Source organism: Okeania sp. SIO2C9, assembly GCF_010672455.1.
Taxonomy (GTDB): domain Bacteria; phylum Cyanobacteriota; class Cyanobacteriia; order Cyanobacteriales; family Microcoleaceae; genus Okeania.
Genome location: NZ_JAAHGO010000007.1, coordinates 352092 through 374365 on the forward strand (window position 1 = coordinate 352092; position 22274 = coordinate 374365).

The following is a 22274-nucleotide window of genomic DNA, read 5'->3' on the forward strand; positions in this document are numbered from 1 at the left end:
TTTTTATCCCAAGTTTATGACCAAGGTTTTCCAGGAACATGAGTTTCAATAAACTTTCCTAATTTACTTTTTTTACCTAAATTATAAATGCAATAATGACTCATTAAAGCCGAAGCGATCGCTGCATCAATTCCATCAGGACTATTATGAGTAATAGCTGCTTGAATAGTTGCTTTTTCTTTCACTTCTTTGATAGTAGGAAAAATTCCAATGGGAGCAGCTCGCATTGCAGCCCCACTCTTATCACTTGTACCACCTATTTCTGCTAAAAATTGTTGACCATTTTTCACCCGTTTTAAAAAGCCATAAAATTTACTGGCATATCCTTCTCGTTCATCTCTTTTAAAAGCTTCAACAAATTTATCAGCTAAATCTTGTCGCGTCCAAAGTTTCTGAGAAACTATCATTTCGGTAATAGCAATACTCATTTGAGTATCATCTGTATAGGAACCCGGAATAAGTTTATGTCTTGGATGTTTCACATAAGTAAAAAGATGATTATGTGTTTTAATAAAATCCAGTGCTGCATATTCAAAACCCGCTCCGTAGGCATCACCAATAGCAAGTTCTAGTAACATATAGTCAAAATCAAAAGTCAAAAGTCAGATAATTTCTGTGACTGAGTTGAAAAATTAGAAATTTCCCTCAATAAACTAAATTTTTAAGCATTATTTTTAAGAAAAGAGTGCGTAGACAAAAATCACAATATTTACCATTGAGATAGATAACTAAATATTTGCCTACCTTCCTACTATTCTTAATTTTTCTATGGGAATTTTTAGCAAACTGAAAATATCCTAGCCACAACTTAAACAAACAGAAAATAACTTTATCAAATTACCCATTAAACCTCTGCAATAATTCCTCGCGAGAACCATTTAACAACAAAGGAGCCAACTCCTCTGGAGACAACTGCAACATCGGTTCAATAATGGCCAATAGTTCTGGGTCGAGAGAACCAAACCGGACATTGAAAAAACATTCAGTTATTTGTCGCTTCATTATCCGTTGGCCTTCTTGGAAGCCTTTTTGAAAGCCTTCTTGCCAAACTTCTCGGCGAACTTGTTCAAAGGGATCTTCGCGCCAACGTAAATAAACAGGCGATCGCTTCATCAGTAACTCCTATCATTAACTACTCACCAAACCTCTCCAATAATTCCTCACGAGAAGCACTCCATAATAAAGGAGTCAATTCCTCTGGAGACAACTGCAACATTGGCTCAATAATGGCCAATAGTTCTGGGTCGAGAGAACCGAACCGGACATTGAGGAAATTTTCAATTAGTTGCTTTGTTTTCTGTTGGCTTTCTTGGCGAACTTCTTGGCGACCTTCCTCCAAGGTCTCTTCGCGCCAACGTAAATAAACAGGTGATAGTTTCATTAGTAACTCCTGGTCATCTTCATTTATATTGTCTCTTACTTGAATTGTGATGTGCCAGCTTGCAAGAAGCTCGGTCAAATTTTCTCTAAGTGGGTTTCCTGGTGGTAAAGCTTCCAATTCTAAAATGGCTTGCTGTTGTGTTTGACCTTTTCCCAATACTCGCAACCAGAGGGTATCTTGGTTAATTGGTAACTGATTAATGGCTACTATTGCTGTGTTTTGAAACTTTGGTAAAAAATAAACACCTGTAGGCCATTGACCGCTTGAGTCTAGTTTAGCGCCAAAACCGTCAATTATTCTGGCCGAACAAGAGGGGGACAAAATCCACAATAGAGGCCATTCGGCTTCAGTATAGGGAGTATTTTCCCTTCTAGCTTTACGTTTTTTTTGGTTAATAATAAAGTTAAGTTTGGCTTGACAGTCGAGTATTTCTAGTCGTTGTGGTTGATTACGAAATGGCTCGTAAATAGAAGCAGTGGCTGCCATTTTGCCTAATAACCCTAAAATTTGAGGATCTGTCGGCGGTGGAATAACGGGGATGAAATATACATCTATTTCTCGGACTTCGCTGGCAACATCGCGACTGGTTTCTACTTTACCTAATAGAGTTAGTAATTCTTCTAAATATTGTTTGGCAAATTGGTCGTGGGGAGTTCGCGTCATTTCAGTTATCAGTTATTAGTTTTTTACAGGAAGTTTTATGGGTAATTATAGAGTATAATTTTAGATATCAAACTATTTATAATTTATGGAAAAATTACAGCATATTCCAAGTATCTGAAGTACAGATATTAAGAATTTAATTTTCCCAGTGCGAGCATCTTGCTCCCGTGGGTGCAACTCTTCAGTTATCAGTTTTTTACAGGAAGTTTTATGGGTAATTAAGAGTATAGTTGAGGATATAAAATTCTTTGTAATTAATGGAAAAATTCTGATAGAGGAAATCAGGAATAGGTAAAATGTCATATAGTGATTTTGATTTAAAAAAAGTAAAAGCTGAGTTTAACTTGAAAATTATAGAGACAGAAGATTTATTTTCTCAAGTTGAACCTGTAGAGATTAGTAATCTTTTAGCTGAAATGTTGAAGCAAAATGTTCCTATTGCTTTAGCGATCGCTACAGAAAAGGCAAGTTCTGAACTAATAATTATTAATATTTTGTTGGAGATTAAGAGACAACTTCAAATCAGTTTTTTTTCGGGTATAGATTTCTCAGTGGATCGAGATAAGGGATTGAATGGATTTTGTGATTTTATTATTAGTCAATCTCCGGAACAACTATATTTGGATACTCCTGTAATTGTTCTTGTAGAGGCTAAAAATGAAAAGATAGTTGGTGGTTTAGGACAATGTATTGCAGAAATGGTTGGGGCTGAAATATATAATCAAAAAGATGGTAAAGATGTTCCTTTTATTTATGGTGCGGTTACGACAGGTCATGTCTGGAAATTTTTGAAATTGGAAAAGAATGTGGTGTTTATTGATGTAGAGAATTACTATATTAAAGATTCGAGAAAAATTATAGGAATTTTTGTGGAAATGGTTAGGTCGGTTAAGTCTTTGTAATTAGAAATTAAAGTAAGAAGTAGGGTAGGCAAATATTATAAATTTTACTGTGGATATAAATTCGTCAAAATTTGCCCACCATAACTAAATCTAGCGAAAAACTATCTGATTTTTCTCAGGAGAAACCCTATAAAACCTGACAAAGTATGTACCTTCAGGTAAGGTAGATTTCTTATTCACATTATAACCAGGACAAATTCTGGTTCCCATTTTTTGATAATTTCTAGAAGATAAATTAAAAGCCTTATCAGTTACACAAAATTCTGGTTTTCTAGAGTTACCTCCCTGAGAATTTTTATAACTTGTTATGTCTTGTCGAGGAAACTTTTTATTGTCAGAACTCTCTAGATATATCCAGTCTTCTGTGCGGTCATACCGTCCTTGTGGAGCATCAATATCTAATTTTAAAATGGGAAAACTTTTACATTCATTAGGAGGAACTGAACCCCATCCCCTCAGTTTTGATGCTTCTACTGTTACACCATATGGACTACCATAATTGCTAGCTCCTGCTACGGTATAAATTCGTTCTTTTGCCCTAGCTACATATATTTTCTTTTTATACTCGTTGCAGACTTTAACATTGTAAAATATTTCAGTATTAATATTTAGTTGTGAGTTGGTTCTTTCCTGTATAGAAAAAGTTAAACTTAGAGCTGTTAAAAGTGCAGTAGGATAGAATAATAAGTTTTTGAGCAACTTTCTTTTCCTGACTATTGGAAATATTGTGGCTAGATTCAATAATTTTTGTGGTTTCATAATTTTTATTCCTATTAAAAATCTACTTTATGCCAAATTAATAGATTGAATCTTGCCAAATAATTCAAATTTCAATAAACAGCTATCTTTTCTGTTCAGAAGTCATTATCTATTTCTTACTGTAAATCTTAAGTTCTGGTCTCTCCAACCTGTATCGTCTCCTAAATAAATAGTTTCGGTATTATACTCAGAAGCGCATTTCCAACCAGTATTAATTACTTTTCCCGAACTACCACTTCTTCTTCTATGCTGTAAACACATTTCGTAATTTTCTCTAGGAGTATAAATAGTAAAAGTCAATTTTTGATCTTTCCAACCAGTATCATCTCCTAAATTTACTGACTTAATATCATTAACAGAACTGCTACATTTGTTCTCTCTTCGCAATCCACTAGAGGGGCTAACTCTAGTATGCTCTAAACAAATTTATGCACAACCAATTGCTCTAAAAGCTAATTCTTGATCCTTCCAACCAGTATCATCTCCTAGTCCAATTCATTGACTAAAATTACCTACTCTTGAACATATCCAATCAGTATCTACTACATTTCCAGATGAACCACTTATTCTTGTATGTCTCAGACATAAACCGGGAGCAGTATTTTGACTATTTGTTTTTGAACTAATACCGAATATTAATAGTGTTGTTGTTAAAAAACAATAGCCTATTTTTTTGAAGTCTTTAAGCATTATATTTCTCCTCAATCTGGATGACTTAATTAATAGATAGATTCATCAATAATGACAAGAATAGATTGAACATTATCAAATAATTTCAATTTCAATAAGCAGTTATAGTTATTCCGTTTTCTTCGAGGTCTTTTTCTACTTCTTTTTCTAACTCTTCTTCTATCTGTTCTTCCTGTGTTCCCAAGTTTCGCTTAATTTTTTTCATTTGTCGTTTAATTTCTTTCATTTGTCGTTCAATTTCTTTATCTACCTTCTGCTTTGAAATTTTATTCCCATTACTAATTGCTTCTTCTAGAAGATTTGTAGATGCTGTAGATGATAATTCTTTAACTACCTTTTTAATCTCGGAAACATCCTTTGGATTTGGGACTTTTGATGGTGGTACTATCACTTGGGTTGGCACTCCTCGAATTTTTCTCCAAATATCTAATAGTCCATCACCTGCTTTACGAAGTTGTTTTGCTTCGCTACATCCCAATAATGAAGGAAAGATAATTAACAAAACGAGCATTAATTTTAAATATTTATTTTTCATGTTTATCCTTTATTAGTAAATAACTTAGTGTTCGTAAACAGCCAATCAAATATGTCTGAATGCCATATAAATTTTGAAACTTTTCATCATTTTTTTAATATCAACTCAAGGTTAAACCTAGCAGACTGTAATTCATCTAAGGTTAAATCGCTCATATCAATATATTCAACATTAAGATATAACTCATCAAAATCTATATCGTTTAAACCTTCTACTAGATCAATAAAATTATCTAGAATAGTCTCACCAATTTCACCAATATCTATTTCATCTCCATCAAAATCTAAATCCTCAAAATCCCCTGCTATTGCTGGTTCTGCCCCTCCAATTATTGGTAAAAATATTAGAGCTAACTGGACACCTTTTAGAAAATTTTTAGCTATTTTAAATGATGGATTATGTCGATTTTTTCTAACTTTTGAGGCTTCATTATTTACTTGAGAAAGTAATTTAATTACTTCCTTAAGTTCTTCTTCTTTTTGTTTTTTTAGGCGCTTTTTTTTATTGAAAAACATAGATTCAACCTTTGTAAATTTGATAGATGAGATAGAAAGTTTAACTAACCAATATATTCAGCAAACCTGACAAGTTTTATATTTATTAATCAAATCAATATTTGCTAAATTTATTTACTGCTTACTGGTATACAGTAATAAGTAAGGTGGTTCAATAATTGATAATTGATAATGGATAATTGATAATTACCTCTCCCTAAAAGGAAGAGGATTGAATAAAAGGAAAATTTTTTCTCTCTTGGTCGATTGGATATGGTTAGGAAACCCATCCATCCCATCCTAACGGAATGCTCCGCAAACGACCGCTTGTTTCTCCTTTAAAGGAGAGGCTTTAAACCTTAATTATTCGGTAAATATCATCACCTTTACTGTTAATATAGATTTATCAAATTTTGCTCTATCTACTAAGATTTTTACCTCCTGAAACATCAATTTTTCTAATTAGGTAATATTAATTATTTCGGGAAGATTCATCACAAACTTTTTACTCATAAATAGCAAAAATGACAAGCTTTATATTCATTTAAAAAATCAATAATAAAATAGTCAACATTTGCCGCTCCTGTTAATTTATTTATTTCCTAAAACATCAGTTTTGAGAATCAGGAAATATCAATGGTTTCGGGAAGATTAATTACAAACTTTTTATTCATAAATAGCAAAAATGACAAGTTTTATATTTATTAATACCATCAATATTTGCCAAATACACTACTAGCTTATTTACAATTTTAGATTTCAGATGAATTTAGCTTTTTAAGTTTATTTACCAGACTATTTCCACATCGAAAATTTCGATATGTGTTATTTATCTTGTTTACAAAAATCTTTGATTGACCTGCGATACTTCCCACAGCAACTTCTGCAGTTACATAACCAGAATATCTATCGTCATGTTCACTTGTTTTGACGGCAAAAGCATTATAGTCTTCTCTAGTATGTTTACATTTCCAAGCTACTTTTAAATTAGCTGTAAATTCATCATCTACTTGTTTAATATTACTCAATTGAACAACTCCATCACCTACCATTGTCCATGAATGATTCCATGTGTCGTTCCTACCTTTACCTCCCCAAGTTCCTTCGTCGTATGAACCTGATAAGGTTCTATTTAAGGTGGTTTTTAATGCTTGGGCAGAAATGTTTGCTAATGCTAAATTACTTACTGTCAGTGGCAATAAAATAACACCTAAATATAAAAGAATAGATTGAAAATTTGTAGTTTTCATAGCTTACATATTCTTCAAATACTTATTGATTCAGATTACTTATTTAGGTGGTAGTGCATTGTAATTTTCGTGTATTGTTCGGCAATATTTGTTACAAGAAAAGTGGGAGTATCTTGCTCCCATGCCAGGTATTTCTTTTTCCTATATACCATTACTATGTGGGACTACCCTTGCTTAAAAGTAAAAAAAATTGTTATAGCTTCGCCAAGTAATCTTATATTTAATAATTTACTACAAGTAATAATCAGAGCTACTACCTATAAAACTCACAAAAAATAATGTATAACTAAACATAATTATCAGAAAATATCAGATTTTTTTTCCGAAATATCAGAAAACATCAGATATAATAGGAATAAATTCCTAACTAAATTTGACTAATGACTCTTAATGAAGTTTTAAGGTTTGTTGATGATGTGGTTTTTGACAAAACTGGCAAACACCTTGATAGTCTGCAAGAAGCTATTTTACGCGCTACTTGGCAAGGGGAAAAATACTCAAAGGTTGCTCAACAATACCACTGCACTAAATTTCATGTGGGCAATGTCGCTTCAAATTTATGGCAACTTATTTCCAAGGAATTAAATGAAAAAATTCATAAGTCAAATTTCCGCGCTGCGATGGAAAGATATCAAGTTTCTAATATTTCAAATGTATTTAATTTTGGACGACAAAGTAATTATGTAAAAGGTAATATTAATCTTTGTACAGACAACACTCACCCCCTATTAGAAACTCAACAAAAATTACCCACTACACAAACAACAAACGAAAATAACACCCCACTGCCAAAACTCGACCTCAGAGACGCACCAGATATCAAAAAAACATTCTACGATCGCTCCACCGAACTAACAACCCTCAAAACCTGGATAGTCAAATATCGTTGTCGTCTCATCACCGTCTCAGGAATAAGCGGTATCGGAAAAAGCACCTTTATTCGTCACCTCATCCCAGAAATAGAATCTAATTTCAACCACATCATCTGGCGCACCCTCCGCACTTCCCCACCCCTAAACGTAACCCTCAAAAATTTAATTGAAATTATCTCCAACGTAACAGAAATAAACCTCTCCAATAACACCGATGCTCAACTGTCATTACTCGTTGAAAAATTACGCGATCGCCGATGTCTAATTATTCTAGATGACTTACAGCAAATATTCAGTAGTGGGCAACTTATTGGTAACTATAAATCAGGATATGAAAACTACGGCAACCTATTTAAAATTATCGGAGAATTACCCCACAATAGTTGTTTTATTCTTAATAGTTGGGAGCCGCCTTTAGAAGTTTTCAACTTTACAGATAATGACTCAGCAGTACATTTATTTCAGTTAACTGGTTTAACGGAAAAGGTGGCGCGTGAGATGCTCGAAAATCAAGGATTATTGGATGAGGAAAAATGGCAAGACTTGATAAATTTCTATCAAAGTAATCCCCAATGGTTAAAATTAGTAGGGCAGACAATTAAAAATTTATTTGGTGGGAGTGTCGCTCAATATTTGAGTTATCAACCATTATTTTTGTGCAGTGAATTAACCAATATTTTCCAGCAGCATTTTCAACGTTTGTCTGAATTGGAAAAACAAGTTATTTCTCTAATCAGCGAACAACCAAAATCTATTTCAGTTTCTCAAATATTAGAAAAATCCCAATTATCATCACCAGAATTATTTCAGACATTACTATCTTTAGAAAGACGAGGTTTGATAGATAAAATTACAGAGGAAAAAGAGATTTCATTTACCGTTAAAGCTATATTTAAGCATTATATAAAAAATTATACAGCTATAACCAAAAGACCTAATATTTTATAGCAATTTACACACTGACAGGGGGATAGGGTCATTTCAGTTATCAGTTGTTATGGAATGGCTAAATATAGAATTTATTTCCCAAATTGATATTTATACAGTTATATCAAATCCAGTAGCATTGGTGTTATTCAGTATTAAAGAATTTTGGTGTTGGTGAATTAGTACATGATATTAATCTTAATTATTTAGGAGTCAGTCCTCAGTCCTCAGGAGTCAGGAGGAAAGAAAGAAGAAGAAAGAGTAGTAGAAGGAGAAAATTTTTTGTTCGCACTCTTATCCGGAAAAAATATCATACCTCAAATCACCAACGCCAGAATTTTGAGTCAATCTTCTTCTTTTCAAGGAGAGGTAATTATTAATTATTAATTATTTTGCCTATAGGCAGTGGGAGCATCTTGCTTCCGTTCTAAGTTTTGCTTGTCTCCACCTGCAATTACTATCTAGGACTACTAATTATTTAACCGGATATAATATTAAGTGTAGCAATCAACAGCATTGCTGAGGGGCGGGATGAATATAAGGTTGTTATTCTGCCTGCGGTGAAAATATTTGGAATAGGAAAATATCTGGAATGGGAAAATATTTGGAATAGGAAAATATCTGGAATGGGAAAATATCTGGAATGGGAAAATATCTGGAATAGGAAAATATCTGGAATGGGAAAATATCTGGAACGGAAAAATATCTGGAACGGAAAAATATCTGGAATGGGGAAATATTTGGAATGGGAAAATATCTGGAATGGGAAAATATCTGGAACGGAAAAATATCTGGAACGGAAAAATATCTGGAATGGGGAAATATTTGGAATGGGAAAATATCTGGAATGGGAAATATCCACAACGGGAAAATATCTGGAATGGGAAAATATCTGGAATGGGAAATATCCACAACGGGAAAATATTTGGAACATAAAAATATCTACAACGGGAAAATATCTGGAATGGGAAATATCTGAAACGTGAAAATATCTACAACGGGAAAATATCTACAACGGGAAAATATTTGGAATGGGGAAATATCTGGAATGGGAAATATCTACAACGGGAAAATATCTGGAATGGGAAATATCTGGAATGGGAAATATCTACAACGGGAAAATATTTGGAATGGGAAATATCTGAAACGTGAAAATGTTTGGAACGGAAAAATATCTACAACGGGAAAATATTTGGAATGGGAAATATCTACAACGGGAAAATATCTGGAATGGGAAATATCTGGAATGACAAAATACCTGGAATGGGAAATATCTGGAATGGGAAATATCTACAACGGGAAAATATCTGGAATGGGAAAATATCTGGAATGGGAAATATCCGCAACGGGAAAATATCTGGAATGGGAAAATACCTGGAATGGGAAAAATCTGAAACGTGAAAATATTTGGAACATAAAAATATCTACAACGGGAAAATATCTGGAATGGGAAAATATTTGGAACGTAAAAATATTTGGAACGTAAAAATATTTGGAATGGGAAAATATCTGGAATGGGAAATATCTACCACGGGAAAATATCTGGAATGGGAAAATATCTGGAATGGGAAATATCTACCACGGGAAAATATCTGGAATGGGAAAAATCTGAAACGTGAAAATATTTGGAACGGAAAAATATCTGGAATGGGAAAATATTTGGAATGGGAAATATATGAAATGGCAAAATATCTGGAACGGAAAATATCTGGAATGGCAAAATATCTGATACCAAATCAGATTACTATAGACCACAATTTATTATTGAAAAAAGCTTGATATATATGAATTGTAGTTGAATTATTTGTGGTCTAACTAAACAGGATTTGGTATGAAATGGGAAAATATCTGGAATCGGGAAATATCTGGAATCGGAAAATATCTGGAATTGGAAAATATCTGAAATGGGAAAATATCTGGAATGGAAAATATCTGCAACGGAAAATATCTGGAATGACAAAATATCTGGAATGACAAAATATCTGGAATGGCAAAATATCTGAAATGACAAAATATCTGGAATCGGGAAATATCTGCAACGGGAAATATCTGGAATGGCAAAATATCTGAAATGACAAAATATATGGAATGGCAAAATATCTGCAACGGGAAATATCTGCAACGGGAAATATCTGGAATGGCAAAATATCTGGAACGGAAAATATTTGGAATGACAAAATATCTGCAACGGGAAATATCTGAAATGACAAAATATCTGCAACGGGAAATATCTGAAATGACAAAATATCTGCAACGGGAAATATCTGAAATGACAAAATATCTGAAATGGGAAATATCTGAAATTGCAAAATATATGAAATAGGAAAATATATGAAATAGGAAAATATCTGGAACGGAAAATATTTGGAATGGGAAATATTTAGAACGGGAAATATCTGAAATTGCAAAATATCTGAAATTGCAAAATATCTGAAATTGCAAAATATCTGCAACGGGAAATATATGAAATGGCAAAATATCTGCAACGGCAAATATCTGGAATGGCAAAATATCTGGAATGGCAAAATATCTGCAACGGAAAATATTTGGAACGGAAAATATCTGAAATGACAAAATATCTGAAATGGCAAAATATCTGCAACGGCAAATATCTGGAATGACAAAATATCTGGAATGGCAAAATATCTGCAACGGCAAATATCTGGAATGACAAAATATATGGAATGGCAAAATATCTGGAATCGGGAAATATCTGGAATCGGGAAATATCTGGAATCGGGAAATATCTGGAATCGGGAAATATCTGGAATCGGGAAATATCTGAAATGGGAAATATCTGAAATGGGAAATATCTGAAATGGGAAATATCTGGAATGAGAAAATATCTGCAACGGGAAAATATCTGCAACGGGAAAATATCTGGAATGACAAAATACCTGGAATCGGAAATATCTGCAACGGGAAAATATCTGAAATGGGAAATATCTGGAATGAGAAAATATCTCGAATCGGAAAATATCTGGAATGGGAAAATATCTGGAATGGGAAATATCTGAAACGTGAAAATATTTGGAATGGGAAATATCTGGAATGGGAAATATCTGGAATGGGAAAATATCTGGAATGGGAAATATCTGGAATGGGAAATATCTGGAATGGGAAAATATCTGGAATGAGAAAATATCTGGAATGAGAAAATATTTGGAATGAGAAAATATTTGGAATGAGAAAATATTTGGAACGGGAAATATCTGAAACGTGAAAATATTTGGAACGGAAAAATATCTACAACGGGAAAATATCTGGAATGAGAACATATCTGGAATGAGAACATATCTGGAATGGGAAATATCTGAAACGTGAAAATATTTGGAACGGAAAAATATCTGGAATGGGAAAATATCTGGAATTGGGAAATATCTGGAATGGGAAATATCTACAACGGGAAAATATCTGGAACGGAAAAATATCTGGAATGGGAAAATATCTGGAATGGGAAATATCCACAACGGGAAAATATCTGGAATGGGGAAATATTTGGAATGGGAAAATATCTGGAATGGGAAATATCCACAACGGGAAAATATCTGGAATGGGAAAATATCTGGAATGGGAAATATCCACAACGGGAAAATATTTGGAACATAAAAATATCTACAACGGGAAAATATCTGGAATGGGAAATATCTGAAACGTGAAAATATTTGGAACATAAAAATATCTACAACGGGAAAATATTTGGAATGGGGAAATATCTGGAATGGGAAATATCTACAACGGGAAAATATCTGGAATGGGAAATATCTGAAACGTGAAAATATCTGGAATGGGAAATATCTGAAACGTGAAAATATCTGGAACGGAAAAATATCTACAACGGGAAAATATTTGGAATGGGAAATATCTGGAATAAGAAAATATCTGGAATGGGAAATATCTGGAATGAGAAAATACCTGGAATGGGAAATATCTGGAATGGGAAATATCTACAACGGGAAAATATCTGGAATGGGAAATATCTACAACGGGAAAATATCTGGAATGGGAAAATATCTGGAATGGGAAATATCCGCAACGGGAAAATATCTGGAATGGGAAAATACCTGGAATGGGAAAAATCTGAAACGTGAAAATATTTGGAACATAAAAATATCTACAACGGGAAAATATCTGGAATGGGAAAATATTTGGAACGTGAAAATATTTGGAATGGGGAAATATCTGGAATGGGAAATATCTACCACGGGAAAATATCTGGAATGGGAAAATATCTGGAATGGGAAATATCTACCACGGGAAAATATCTGGAATGGGAAAAATCTGAAACGTGAAAATATTTGGAACGGAAAAATATCTGGAATGGGAAAATATTTGGAATGGGAAATATATGAAATGGCAAAATATCTGGAACGGAAAATATCTGGAATGGCAAAATATCTGATACCAAATCAGATTACTATAGACCACAATTTATTATTGAAAAAAGCTTGATATATATGAATTGTAGTTGAATTATTTGTGGTCTAACTAAACAGGATTTGGTATGAAATGGGAAAATATCTGGAATCGGGAAATATCTGGAATCGGAAAATATCTGGAATCGGAAAATATCTGAAATGGGAAAATATCTGGAATGGAAAATATCTGCAACGGAAAATATCTGGAATGACAAAATATCTGAAATGACAAAATATCTGAAATGGCAAAATATCTGGAACGGAAAATATCTGGAACGGAAAATATCTGAAATGACAAAATATCTGGAATGGCAAAATATCTGGAATGGCAAAATATCTGAAATGACAAAATATCTGGAATGGCAAAATATCTGATACCAAATCAGATTACTATAGACCACAATTTATTATTGAAAAAAGCTTGATATATATGAATTGTAGTTGAATTATTTGTGGTCTAACTAAACAGGATTTGGTATGAAATGGGAAAATATCTGGAATCGGGAAATATCTGGAATCGGAAAATATCTGAAATGGGAAAATATCTGGAATCGGAAAATATCTGAAATGGCAAAATATCTGAAATGGCAAAATATCTGGAACGGAAAATATATGCAACGGGAAATATATGCAACGGAAAATATCTGCAACGGGAAAATATCTGGAACGGGAAATATATGCAACGGAAAATATCTGAAATGGCAAAATATCTGAAATGGCAAAATATCTGGAACGGAAAATATCTGAAATGACAAAATATCTGGAATGACAAAATATCTGGAATGACAAAATATCTGAAATGGCAAAATATCTGGAATGGGAAATATTTGGAACGGGAAAATATTTGGAATGGCAAAATATCTGCAACGGGAAATATCTGGAATGGCAAAATATCTGGAATGGAAAATATCTGGAATGGCAAAATATCTGGAATCGGAAATATCTGGAATGAGAAAATATCTGGAATGGCAAAATATCTGGAATCGGAAAATATCTGCAACGGAAAATATCTGGAATGGCAAAATATCTGCAACGGGAAATATCTGGAATGGCAAAATATCTGGAATGGAAAATATCTGGAATGGCAAAATATTTGGAATCGGAAAATATCTGCAACGGAAAATATCTGCAACGGAAAATATTTGGAATGGCAAAATATCTGGAATGGAAAATATTTTTCCTATTATTCCCTATTTTCTGCTATAAAACTAATCACTTATCCAAACTTGAAAATCATTATGCAAAATCCACAAATTAAACCACATTTTCGCATCGAAATTATCCAACCAAAACACGTTTACCTCTTAGGAGAAAATTCCACTCACGCCCTCACAGGAGAATTTTATTGTCACCTAATTCCCCTATTAGACGGTCAACATAGCTTTGAAGAAATTTGTCAATCCCTATCAGAAATAGCAGACTCAGAACAAATCGAATATGTTCTTGATCGCCTCCACAACAAAGGTTATTTAACCACAGCAACTCCCCAACTCCCCCAACCAATCGCAGCATTTTGGTCATTACTCAATGTCGAACCACAACTCGCCTCCGAATATCTCCAGAAAATCTCAGTTTATGTCGCCTCAGTCGGAAAAACAACCACAAACTTATTAATCGAAAATTTGACAGCAATAGGTATTAAAACCAAGCTTTGGGAAAATTATCCACTAACATCAGACCGCAACGCACTATTAGTTGTCCTCACCGATGACTACTTACAACCACAACTTGCGAAAATCAATGAAACCGCAGTCTGCGCTCATCAACCTTGGTTACTAGCAAAACCTGTGGGAGGGTTACTGTGGTTGGGTCCAATATTTGAACCAGAAGATACCGGATGTTGGGAATGTTTAGCTCAACGTTTGCGCGGTCATCGGGAAGTTGAAGCTGCTGTTTTGCGACAGAAACAGAAATCTCCTTCCACCAAAAAATCTAGTGCTAGTAAAAGAGAAATTTCTGGATGTCTCCCTACCTCTTTTGGTTTCCTACCCTCAACTTTAGCAACTGCCATAAATCTAATAACCACTGAAGTTGCCAAATGGATAGTACAAAGATGTGGGGAGGAAATGCCTAACTTTACTACCCTCGCTGGAAAAGTAATTACCTTTAACCAGACCAACCTAACTACAGAAACTCATATTTTGAGTAAACGACCTCAATGTCAAACTTGTGGCGATCCTAAATTACTCAAAGACATGGCATTTTATCCCCTGACTCTTACCAGTAGCAAAAAACATTTTACCTCTGATGGTGGTCATCGCGCACTCACTCCCGACCAAACAACAAAACGCTACGAACAACTGATAAGTCCCATTACTGGAGTTGTCAGTGCTTTAGTACCAACCTCCGACCCAAATAATCCTTTAATTCATACCTACAATGCTATTCATAGTTTCGGTAGTGCCAAAACCCTCAGTGCTTTGCGTCGTTCCCTTGGTCATAAAAGTGGAGGAAAAGGCAAAAGCGATCGCCAAGCTAAAGCTAGTGGTTTTTGTGAAGCGATCGAACGTTATTCAGGAATATTCCAAGGAGACGAACCCCGGAAAAAAACAACTTTAGCTGAATTGGGAGAAAAAGCTATTCACCCAGAAAAAATTTTGCACTTCAGTCCTACTCAGTACGCAAACCGCAAAAAGTTGAATGCCAAAAGTAAAGTAGACTGCGATTGGATTCCCCTACCTTTTAATGCCAGCAAAAAAATTGATTGGACTCCAGTATGGTCGCTCACAGAAGATACTCGTAAATACTTGCCTACTGCTTGGTGTTATTATGCTTATAACTTGCCCACAAACCATAATTTCTGTATAGCTGATTCTAATGGCAACGCTGCTGGCAATACCATAGAAGAAGCAATTTTGCAAGGATTTATGGAATTAGTAGAGCGCGATAGTGTAGCAATTTGGTGGTACAATCGCCTGAAGCGTCCATCGGTAGATTTAGCCAGTTTTGACGACCCCTATTTATTGGCAGTACAAGAATTTTATCAACAAAATCATCGCGAGTTATGGGTGTTAGATTTAACCACAGATTTGGGGATACCAGCTTTTAGCGCAGTTTCACATCGAATTGATGGGGAGTATGAACGAATTATTACAGGTTTTGGAGCGCATTTTGACCCCAAAATTGCCATGCTGCGGGCAGTAACAGAAGTGAATCAAATTGGTTTGGGAATAGATGAGGAAGATGTTAGTCAAATGGAAGAAGGGATACAGGAATGGATGACCACAGCAACTATAGAAAATCAACCTTATTTAGCTCCCCACCCAGAAATACCAGCCAAAGTTTATGGAGATTATCCTCTGCTTTGGAGCGATGACATTTATGAGGATGTTTTGACCTGTGTGAAAATTGCTCAAGGAGCAGGAATGGAAACTTTGGTATTGGATCAGACTCGTCCAGATATTGAATTAAATGTAGTGAAAGTTATTGTGCCTGAGTTACGCCATTTTTGGCCGCGGTTTGGGGGGGGTAGGTTGTATGATGTACCTGTGAAAAAGGGTTGGTTGTCTGAACCATTGCGGGAAGAACAGATGAATTCAATGCCGATAATATTTTAGGCGTTGCTGAATTGAAGTATGAATGCGCGATTGTTTGGTTCTGGTCAAGCCCCCGCGCATCCCCCAAAATTGGGGGACTTTTAGAATTTTATTCCCCCCAAAATTGGGGGGCTAGGGGGCAAAATCATACCCAAAATCAGCAACGCCATATTTTAATATCATGTCCGAATTGACATCCTCCCGACGCTGCACTTGCGTGACAGCGCGGGATTCCTAACCATCGCGCTCTTAGGTCTTTCTGCTGCCTCTTGCAGAGGAGCTGCGCTAACAATGCACCAGCCTCCAAGGTCGAGCCTCTTTTCGGTCTAAAGGCGCGCTCCACAGACTGACACTGCTAGCCCAGCAGCCAGAGTTTTAGTCTAACATACTATTGACATGCGCCTCAAAATTGATTGGTTTTTCCTCCGGAATGCGCTCGCATTCATCCCGACCCTCCCCTTTGGGAGAGCGCGGGTCTTCAACCAACGTTGAGATAATAGAGGAGTCAGGAGGACCGAGTCAGGAGGGAAGAAGAGGGAGTTTTCGAGTATAATATCAAATCTCATTAATTAGCCATAATAAATCAGCTATCTTTAGTCATCTTAAAGATGACTTCTGCTGTGAGCCAAGAAATAAATTTCTTGGCGGATGACAACGCCACACAACTTTATACCTGATGGCTCGCCAAGCCAAGCTTGACAGTAGTGACTCATAAATCTAAAATGCAAGCAAATTAAGCTAAAAATACACAGAGGAATAATCCGATGGCCAAGAAAAATCTGATGCCACAACAACAAAAGCCTGTGATTCGCTTGAACATTGAAAAACCTATAGAGGGACTTGAAGAAGAAAACCTGACAACTGGCTTTGCTTCCAGGGAGGGCATAGCCCCACAAGGTTCCAGGAGGAATCTGCCTTACAGATGTTCCTACGACAGTGACGCAGAATAACGAAGTCAGAAGTCAGAAGTCAGAAGTCAGAAGTTATTTTTGTTTAAGCCCCGCTCCAAAAATGTTGCGCCTTAATAAGGTGGGGTTTTAGACCCATGTTATTTTGATAACTCTGCTTCATCACAATAAAAGTTGCTATATCAAAGCCAAGGATTTCAATCCTTGGCTAATAGTTTACAGCGGTTTTCATTTCAGTAGACCACTGTAGGGACGTTGCATGCAACGTCCCTACAGGGTTTTGGTTATGGCGATGTGGTTCATCAAGAGCGAAAACCGCTATAAGTCATCTTAAGATGACTCTTGAGGAGTATGCCATCTTTGATCATATTGTGGTTAAGTCAGTGCAATTTGATATCAAAGACCAAAGAAGGTACTTCTATATACTTCCCGTTCCCTGTTATCTATTCTCTTTGAAAAAAAACAAAACGCTCATGTTGCTACTTTGAACAACAGAGCGATCGCTCGAATAAATAACTATGTTGATTAAGGATTAATTTCACTCTCACCTACGGTAGAAGCAGGAGTATCACCAACAGCATTCTGTGATGGTTGTATAAGTTGCTGCTGTTTATTGCGAAACTGCGTCGCTGCATCATTAAGACTGTCACGTTGTTCGAGCATATACTCTTTCATATTCCGGTTATTTCCCAGTCTAGAGTTATGAATAATGTCGAACATATTCAACCCACCGGAACCACTGAAAGGATCAGGGTTATCTACGGTTTGCAAATCCTTTAGAGGATTAACTGTATTAGTTTCATAAGATTCAGCAAAAGATGGCTGAGGTAGGAATATAGTGATTATTCCTGTAGTTAAGGTGCTGAAAATGATTGTTGTCAAAAGTTGTGTAGACATAGGTCATATCGTAGCTTTTTTAGGAAACTTTAGATATATAGCATACAACTTTTTTGGTCTGTCTGAAGAAGAGAGCTAATTTTACGCACCATCTGTAGGGGCGAATGGCATTCGCCCTAGCCATAAGTAGAGTTCCTGCGTAAGTCCTGATTAATTATTAATTTTTGAGGGTAGCACTAGACTATTAGGGAGGGGACGGGTTTATCTGAATAGTTTGTAACACAATTAATATCATGTCCGGTTGAATAATTAGACTTTGGTGGAAGAAAGGCAGAAGGCAGAAGGTTTTCTTCTATTGTCACCTTAATTTTATACACAAACGATACTACCGGACATGATATAAATTAACGTGGAACTGCCCCTACCCGATGCAACATTTTAGGCGTGTCACGCTACTACATTTTTAGGCAAACCGACGACGTAATAAAGGTTGAATTGCGACTAAAGTCACTATATCAAATACCAAAAGTACCAACAATGCTGTACCAAAAGAAATATCAGCAAAAGGTGTTTCCATGATTATACTACCAATAGACCAGTCACTATGTAGATACAAATAGCGAATAGGCTCGATCGCATAAGTCAAAGGATTTAAACTTGCCACTACCTGTAACCAATTAGGCATAAAAGATAGAGGTGCTAAAGCAGTACTGGCAAAGAGTAAAGGTAAGTTAGTGACAAAAATAACTGCCAAAAGTTCAATGTGACCAGGTAAAGCAAAGGCCAGACCCAAACTTAAACCAGTTACGCCCACAACCAACATTAGGACAATCAGAGCGATGGTAGCTAATCCTAATATATCAGGTAATCCAGCACCCAAAAATGCACCAGCACCGATGATTATTGCTGACTGAATAAAACTCAGGGTGACAATAAAAGTAGCTGAAGCTATGACAATAGAAAAGCGGGATGTTAATGGAGCTACCAGTAGGCGGTTGAGAAAGCCAAATTCTCGGTCAAACATGACTGGCAAACCAGCATTCAGGGCACCAGCAAAAGCGGTGAAGACAATAATACCAGCACCGAGAAATTGTCCATAGTTTTGACTTTCACCAAATAAACCTTGAGGTACATTTTGGAAAAGTGCCCCAAATAGGATTAACCACATCAGGGGTTGGATAATTCCTGCTATTAATGTCGAAGGGCGTCGTTTTAGTTGGATAAATAATCGACGGGTTAATGCTAGGGTTTCTTGGAAGAAATCTCCCACTACAGAACCGGAGGTTAAAGATGTCGTTTTAGTGTCAGACAACTGACTAATATTTGGTTGGGAAGGAGTAATAGTACTACTCATGTTAGATTTTAGATATTATTAGTGCAGAATGTATAGACAAAAGATAATACGGCAATGTGGAAGTTAAAGACTTTTAACTTATTATTAATATTTTTCCACTGTATGCCAATGACTTTTGCCCTATACACTGGTAATTCTAACACTGCTATTTAGAAATGGCAGAATAGGGGAAAAGTGGTAAGAATTATTAAAAAATAATGTAGGTTTGGTTAAGCGCTAGCAACAGCTATAATTGCTCGTAGTTGGGCTTTAGCCCCAATACTACTCTTTAAATACTCACAAATAACATTTATGAGCGAGTAGGTAGTAGAGGGCAATTTGATAGATTTTCAATTATCTTGAGAATATCGTTTTTATAACGTCTAATTAATGAGACATGATATAAGTATTGTTAGGGCTAAAGCCCAACTACGAGCGTAGCACCCCCGGAGGGGTTTCCTGACTCAACCCTACCTACAAGTTTCCAACTTTTTATACCCTCTTAATTTGGATTTTGCCACCCTTCCACAATAGCAACTCCAACGTTAACATAAGGATTATCTAATAATTCTTTGAGCGCTTCTTTGCCTCCCGCTTGCAATGCTCCGACAAAACGTTGACGGTTATTTGGGGGAATGGAGGCGGTGACAAATGCTTGTTTTTCTGCATCTGTCGCATCGGGATTATTTGATTCCAACTGTTTCAACAATTTTTGAATCTCATCAGCAGCTTCCGCAAGGGTTTGCTTTTCTTGGGAACCATAGTTATTTTGGGTTCCTACAACTTGACTGCTACTTTCAGCAGTCCGGACTACAGGACTACCTTCAGCGTTCCCGACTACATTACCACTAAGATTCCGACTTTTTTCTTGATCTACTATATGATTACGTTCAGCTTGTCTCTGGTCATATTTTGAGCTGTAAGAATCATTCATTTTTTCATTCCTTATATTAGGGTTAAATTCAGTATTAGGCTTAGTTTCAATATTAGGATTAACTTCAATATTTATATTATTATTTTTTTCAACAATCAGCAATTTAATAATTTCCACTAGATTCAAATTCTCACCATCTTTGGATAGTTCCGACCGAGAGTTTAATCGTTGAATAAATCGGTCGCTGACAACATGGTCTTTGGTTTCCGCTGCATTTATTAATAATTTCTCTCGTAATAACAGTGCTTCGTTATAGGGTAACAAAGTTGCTAATAATAGATAAACTCCTCGAAATCTGGGGTCGTTAATATGTTGTTCTAATTTTTGATTTTCCTCACCAAGAAATGTCTGGACGATAAAATATTCTTGAATTTTATCATGGCGGAAATACCATTGGGAACCTGAATTACCTTCTACATTGCGTTGACGGCGCAAAACCATTTTGTAGTTTTCCATGGAATTTAGCTCTTTTTTCCACTCCGACGGAATATTAATTTCATCGTTGAGGCGCATTTGATATGCTGTTTCGGCAAATTCTGTTAGGGGAAAGGAATCAAAATTAATCCCCTCGTATGCTGCTGCCATAACGTTATACTGCTGTTGTTGCAGGTTGAGCAAGTCGGGGGTTTTCCCCTGGGCAAGAATTTGCGCCACAATAGTTAAATCCATGGGATTCGATAATAACCGACGTACTGCTTTGCGCTCCTCCTCTGACTGTTTGTTTGAATTGAAGGTTTTTTCCAGGTATTCTTCGCAAGCTTCCTCATACTCAGACTGGGAAATTGATGTTTCTGCGGATGGGGTAAACTGACGAGTCTGGAGAAACTGTCGAATTTGCTGACGTTTTAATGGTTGGAGAATATAGGTTTTGGTGGCAGAGGGTGGAATCCAATCTAGGGGTTTGAATTTCGCGAGATTTGGGATAGAGGGAGAGGAGAGTGAACCAAGTTATGGCGTGAAGGAGTAGAAATTTCCAGATGTAGGAGAAAACTTGTATTCCTTTTAATAGCTTGATTTTTGTATTGATGGAATCAGCATGAGTAGAGCTGGCAGCTTTTAGGTTTTCGTGGTGGGTGGTGAGTAGGTTAATGTCTTGGGGTTGCCATTGGACGCGATCGACTACTTTGGCAATTTGTCTTTCTAATTCTGGGCGTAATTCTTCCAGGAGTTCGGTTGCTTCCCAAATTTCGGCAAAGAGGTTTAAGACTTTTTTGCCTTCTTTGCGGGTGTCGTCAAATTTATTGTTTTCGTAGGGATATTCTTTGGGTGAACCCAACCATTGAATTAAGGTAACGGCGTTAGATTCTCCGGCACTGACAAAGTAAGCGATAAAACGAAGTCTTGCCTCTTCATAGCTGCTTTTATGAGCTGCATTCAAAATCGGTAAAATTTCCTGAGTATTCAATTTTCCCATCTGACTTACTGCTGTTGCTGCTGCTGAACGGACATTTGAATCTTCATCGCTCAACAACTGCTGCAACTGGGGAATGAATTTTTTAGCCTCCGACCCAATCTCACCCACTGCTTTTGCTGCTGCTGAACTGACATCTGAATTTTCATCCCTCAACAACTGCTGCAACTGAGGGATAAATTGTTTAGCTTCTAAATCCAAATTACCCACTGCTTTGACTGCTGTAAAACGGACGCTCCAATCATCATCCCTCAATAAATGCAGTAACTGGGAAATGGGAAGATGGAAAATAGTTATTTTACCTCCATAAAAAATTCCATTAATCTTGGTTCGGGAATGGGATGGATAATGAATAATTAATAATTAATAATGGCTTTTAGGTAAGTTAGTGGAGCCAAACCTATAACCTAAAAAAAATCACAAC

The 22274-nt window shown here is 35.8% G+C and carries 28 protein-coding genes; 15 read left to right on the top strand and 13 right to left on the bottom strand.

What is annotated here, in order from left to right; genetic code table 11:
* Positions 1-14: 14 nt before the first annotated feature.
* The 3 genes from F6K23_RS07810 to F6K23_RS07820 all read right to left on the bottom strand — a co-directional run bounded on the left by F6K23_RS07810 (position 15) and on the right by F6K23_RS07820 (position 2044).
* Positions 15-578: an ADP-ribosylglycohydrolase family protein gene (locus F6K23_RS07810; protein ID WP_293152963.1), complete on the bottom strand. Its 564-nt coding sequence runs from the start codon at positions 576-578 to the stop codon at positions 15-17.
* A 259-nt stretch (positions 579-837) separates the two neighbouring features.
* Positions 838-1113, bottom strand: coding sequence for a hypothetical protein (locus F6K23_RS07815; RefSeq protein WP_293152966.1), 276 nt, complete (start codon positions 1111-1113; stop codon positions 838-840).
* A 19-nt stretch (positions 1114-1132) separates the two neighbouring features.
* Positions 1133-2044, bottom strand: coding sequence for a hypothetical protein (locus tag F6K23_RS07820; protein WP_293152969.1), 912 nt, complete (start codon positions 2042-2044; stop codon positions 1133-1135).
* 296 nt (positions 2045-2340) lie between these two features.
* Between F6K23_RS07820 and F6K23_RS07825 the strand changes: the two genes are divergently transcribed.
* On the top strand, positions 2341-2946 hold the full coding sequence (locus F6K23_RS07825; protein ID WP_293152972.1) for a hypothetical protein: 606 nt from the start codon (positions 2341-2343) through the stop codon (positions 2944-2946).
* Between the two features lie 90 nt (positions 2947-3036).
* Here F6K23_RS07825 and F6K23_RS07830 read toward each other — a convergent pair whose 3' ends face one another.
* The 6 genes from F6K23_RS07830 to F6K23_RS07855 form a co-directional block, all read right to left on the bottom strand.
* On the bottom strand, positions 3037-3705 hold the full coding sequence (locus tag F6K23_RS07830; RefSeq protein ID WP_293152975.1) for a hypothetical protein: 669 nt from the start codon (positions 3703-3705) through the stop codon (positions 3037-3039).
* 105 nt (positions 3706-3810) lie between these two features.
* Positions 3811-4092, bottom strand: a complete 282-nt coding sequence (locus F6K23_RS07835) for a hypothetical protein (protein WP_293152978.1) — start codon at positions 4090-4092, stop codon at positions 3811-3813.
* 108 nt (positions 4093-4200) lie between these two features.
* Positions 4201-4395 (bottom strand): hypothetical protein, encoded by a 195-nt coding sequence (locus F6K23_RS07840; protein ID WP_293152981.1) that lies wholly within the window; start codon positions 4393-4395, stop codon positions 4201-4203.
* Positions 4396-4486: 91 nt separating this feature from the next.
* Positions 4487-4930: a hypothetical protein gene (locus F6K23_RS07845; RefSeq protein ID WP_293152984.1), complete on the bottom strand. Its 444-nt coding sequence runs from the start codon at positions 4928-4930 to the stop codon at positions 4487-4489.
* Positions 4931-5016: 86 nt separating this feature from the next.
* A complete protein-coding gene (locus tag F6K23_RS07850; protein ID WP_293152987.1) occupies positions 5017-5445 on the bottom strand; it encodes a hypothetical protein in 429 nt (142 codons plus the stop codon).
* Positions 5446-6176: 731 nt separating this feature from the next.
* Complete coding sequence (locus F6K23_RS07855) at positions 6177-6674, bottom strand: hypothetical protein (RefSeq protein ID WP_293152990.1); 498 nt, start codon at positions 6672-6674, stop codon at positions 6177-6179.
* A gap of 380 nt (positions 6675-7054) precedes the next feature.
* Here F6K23_RS07855 and F6K23_RS07860 point away from each other — a divergent pair, with 380 nt between their 5' ends.
* The 14 genes from F6K23_RS07860 (at position 7055) to F6K23_RS07925 (ending at position 17377) form a co-directional block, all read left to right on the top strand.
* A complete protein-coding gene (locus tag F6K23_RS07860) occupies positions 7055-8494 on the top strand; it encodes an ATP-binding protein (protein WP_293152993.1) in 1440 nt (479 codons plus the stop codon).
* Positions 8495-9099: 605 nt separating this feature from the next.
* Positions 9100-9459 (top strand): hypothetical protein, encoded by a 360-nt coding sequence (locus tag F6K23_RS07865; RefSeq protein WP_293152996.1) that lies wholly within the window; start codon positions 9100-9102, stop codon positions 9457-9459.
* Positions 9456-9959, top strand: a complete 504-nt coding sequence (locus F6K23_RS07870) for a hypothetical protein (protein ID WP_293152999.1) — start codon at positions 9456-9458, stop codon at positions 9957-9959. The genes F6K23_RS07865 and F6K23_RS07870 overlap by 4 nt, the downstream gene beginning before the upstream one ends.
* A complete protein-coding gene (locus F6K23_RS07875) occupies positions 9920-10252 on the top strand; it encodes a hypothetical protein (protein WP_293153002.1) in 333 nt (110 codons plus the stop codon). The genes F6K23_RS07870 and F6K23_RS07875 overlap by 40 nt, the downstream gene beginning before the upstream one ends.
* Before the next feature lie 292 nt (positions 10253-10544).
* A complete protein-coding gene (locus tag F6K23_RS07880; RefSeq protein WP_293153005.1) occupies positions 10545-10796 on the top strand; it encodes a hypothetical protein in 252 nt (83 codons plus the stop codon).
* Positions 10797-10941: 145 nt separating this feature from the next.
* Positions 10942-11094, top strand: coding sequence for a hypothetical protein (locus F6K23_RS07885; RefSeq protein WP_293153008.1), 153 nt, complete (start codon positions 10942-10944; stop codon positions 11092-11094).
* A 13-nt stretch (positions 11095-11107) separates the two neighbouring features.
* A complete protein-coding gene (locus F6K23_RS07890; RefSeq protein WP_293153011.1) occupies positions 11108-11290 on the top strand; it encodes a hypothetical protein in 183 nt (60 codons plus the stop codon).
* Position 11291: 1 nt separating this feature from the next.
* Positions 11292-11627, top strand: coding sequence for a hypothetical protein (locus F6K23_RS07895; RefSeq protein ID WP_293153014.1), 336 nt, complete (start codon positions 11292-11294; stop codon positions 11625-11627).
* A gap of 166 nt (positions 11628-11793) precedes the next feature.
* On the top strand, positions 11794-12132 hold the full coding sequence (locus F6K23_RS07900; protein ID WP_293153017.1) for a hypothetical protein: 339 nt from the start codon (positions 11794-11796) through the stop codon (positions 12130-12132).
* Positions 12133-12172: 40 nt separating this feature from the next.
* Positions 12173-12925 (top strand): hypothetical protein, encoded by a 753-nt coding sequence (locus F6K23_RS07905; RefSeq protein WP_293153020.1) that lies wholly within the window; start codon positions 12173-12175, stop codon positions 12923-12925.
* A 125-nt stretch (positions 12926-13050) separates the two neighbouring features.
* Positions 13051-13266, top strand: coding sequence for a hypothetical protein (locus F6K23_RS07910; protein ID WP_293153023.1), 216 nt, complete (start codon positions 13051-13053; stop codon positions 13264-13266).
* 102 nt (positions 13267-13368) lie between these two features.
* Positions 13369-13605, top strand: coding sequence for a hypothetical protein (locus tag F6K23_RS07915; protein ID WP_293153026.1), 237 nt, complete (start codon positions 13369-13371; stop codon positions 13603-13605).
* Positions 13606-13673: 68 nt separating this feature from the next.
* Positions 13674-16448 carry a TOMM precursor leader peptide-binding protein gene (locus F6K23_RS07920; RefSeq protein WP_375340741.1) on the top strand — a complete coding sequence of 925 codons (2775 nt, stop codon included), beginning with the start codon at positions 13674-13676 and terminating at the stop codon, positions 16446-16448.
* A 743-nt stretch (positions 16449-17191) separates the two neighbouring features.
* Positions 17192-17377, top strand: coding sequence for a DUF5837 family cyanobactin class RiPP (locus tag F6K23_RS07925; RefSeq protein ID WP_293153029.1), 186 nt, complete (start codon positions 17192-17194; stop codon positions 17375-17377).
* A gap of 483 nt (positions 17378-17860) precedes the next feature.
* On the opposite strand, the gene F6K23_RS07930 is transcribed toward F6K23_RS07925, so the two are convergent.
* From F6K23_RS07930 to F6K23_RS07945, 4 genes are all read right to left on the bottom strand, one after another.
* Entirely contained in the window at positions 17861-18232 is a 372-nt protein-coding gene (locus F6K23_RS07930) for a hypothetical protein (RefSeq protein ID WP_293153032.1), read from the bottom strand.
* Positions 18233-18635: 403 nt separating this feature from the next.
* On the bottom strand, positions 18636-19526 hold the full coding sequence (locus F6K23_RS07935; protein WP_293153035.1) for an ABC transporter permease: 891 nt from the start codon (positions 19524-19526) through the stop codon (positions 18636-18638).
* A gap of 481 nt (positions 19527-20007) precedes the next feature.
* Entirely contained in the window at positions 20008-21108 is a 1101-nt protein-coding gene (locus tag F6K23_RS07940) for a hypothetical protein (RefSeq protein ID WP_293153038.1), read from the bottom strand.
* 100 nt (positions 21109-21208) lie between these two features.
* A complete protein-coding gene (locus F6K23_RS07945; RefSeq protein WP_367267657.1) occupies positions 21209-22207 on the bottom strand; it encodes a HEAT repeat domain-containing protein in 999 nt (332 codons plus the stop codon).
* Between the last annotated feature and the right edge of the window lie 67 nt (positions 22208-22274).

Coding starts and splice junctions, on each gene's coding strand:
- F6K23_RS07810 (WP_293152963.1), bottom strand. CDS start 578: ATGTTACTAGAACTTGCTATTGGTGATGCCTACGGAGCGGGTTTTGAA.
- F6K23_RS07815 (WP_293152966.1), bottom strand. CDS start 1,113: ATGAAGCGATCGCCTGTTTATTTACGTTGGCGCGAAGATCCCTTTGAA.
- F6K23_RS07820 (WP_293152969.1), bottom strand. CDS start 2,044: ATGACGCGAACTCCCCACGACCAATTTGCCAAACAATATTTAGAAGAA.
- F6K23_RS07825 (WP_293152972.1), top strand. CDS start 2,341: ATGTCATATAGTGATTTTGATTTAAAAAAAGTAAAAGCTGAGTTTAAC.
- F6K23_RS07830 (WP_293152975.1), bottom strand. CDS start 3,705: ATGAAACCACAAAAATTATTGAATCTAGCCACAATATTTCCAATAGTC.
- F6K23_RS07840 (WP_293152981.1), bottom strand. CDS start 4,395: ATGCTTAAAGACTTCAAAAAAATAGGCTATTGTTTTTTAACAACAACA.
- F6K23_RS07845 (WP_293152984.1), bottom strand. CDS start 4,930: ATGAAAAATAAATATTTAAAATTAATGCTCGTTTTGTTAATTATCTTT.
- F6K23_RS07850 (WP_293152987.1), bottom strand. CDS start 5,445: ATGTTTTTCAATAAAAAAAAGCGCCTAAAAAAACAAAAAGAAGAAGAA.
- F6K23_RS07855 (WP_293152990.1), bottom strand. CDS start 6,674: ATGAAAACTACAAATTTTCAATCTATTCTTTTATATTTAGGTGTTATT.
- F6K23_RS07860 (WP_293152993.1), top strand. CDS start 7,055: ATGACTCTTAATGAAGTTTTAAGGTTTGTTGATGATGTGGTTTTTGAC.
- F6K23_RS07865 (WP_293152996.1), top strand. CDS start 9,100: ATGGGAAAATATCTGGAATGGGAAAATATCTGGAATAGGAAAATATCT.
- F6K23_RS07875 (WP_293153002.1), top strand. CDS start 9,920: ATGGGAAAATATTTGGAACGTAAAAATATTTGGAACGTAAAAATATTT.
- F6K23_RS07880 (WP_293153005.1), top strand. CDS start 10,545: ATGACAAAATATATGGAATGGCAAAATATCTGCAACGGGAAATATCTG.
- F6K23_RS07885 (WP_293153008.1), top strand. CDS start 10,942: ATGGCAAAATATCTGCAACGGCAAATATCTGGAATGGCAAAATATCTG.
- F6K23_RS07890 (WP_293153011.1), top strand. CDS start 11,108: ATGGCAAAATATCTGCAACGGCAAATATCTGGAATGACAAAATATATG.
- F6K23_RS07895 (WP_293153014.1), top strand. CDS start 11,292: ATGGGAAATATCTGGAATGAGAAAATATCTGCAACGGGAAAATATCTG.
- F6K23_RS07910 (WP_293153023.1), top strand. CDS start 13,051: ATGGGAAAATATCTGGAATGGAAAATATCTGCAACGGAAAATATCTGG.
- F6K23_RS07915 (WP_293153026.1), top strand. CDS start 13,369: ATGAAATGGGAAAATATCTGGAATCGGGAAATATCTGGAATCGGAAAA.
- F6K23_RS07920 (WP_375340741.1), top strand. CDS start 13,674: ATGACAAAATATCTGAAATGGCAAAATATCTGGAATGGGAAATATTTG.
- F6K23_RS07925 (WP_293153029.1), top strand. CDS start 17,192: ATGGCCAAGAAAAATCTGATGCCACAACAACAAAAGCCTGTGATTCGC.
- F6K23_RS07930 (WP_293153032.1), bottom strand. CDS start 18,232: ATGTCTACACAACTTTTGACAACAATCATTTTCAGCACCTTAACTACA.
- F6K23_RS07935 (WP_293153035.1), bottom strand. CDS start 19,526: ATGAGTAGTACTATTACTCCTTCCCAACCAAATATTAGTCAGTTGTCT.
- F6K23_RS07940 (WP_293153038.1), bottom strand. CDS start 21,108: ATGGATTTAACTATTGTGGCGCAAATTCTTGCCCAGGGGAAAACCCCC.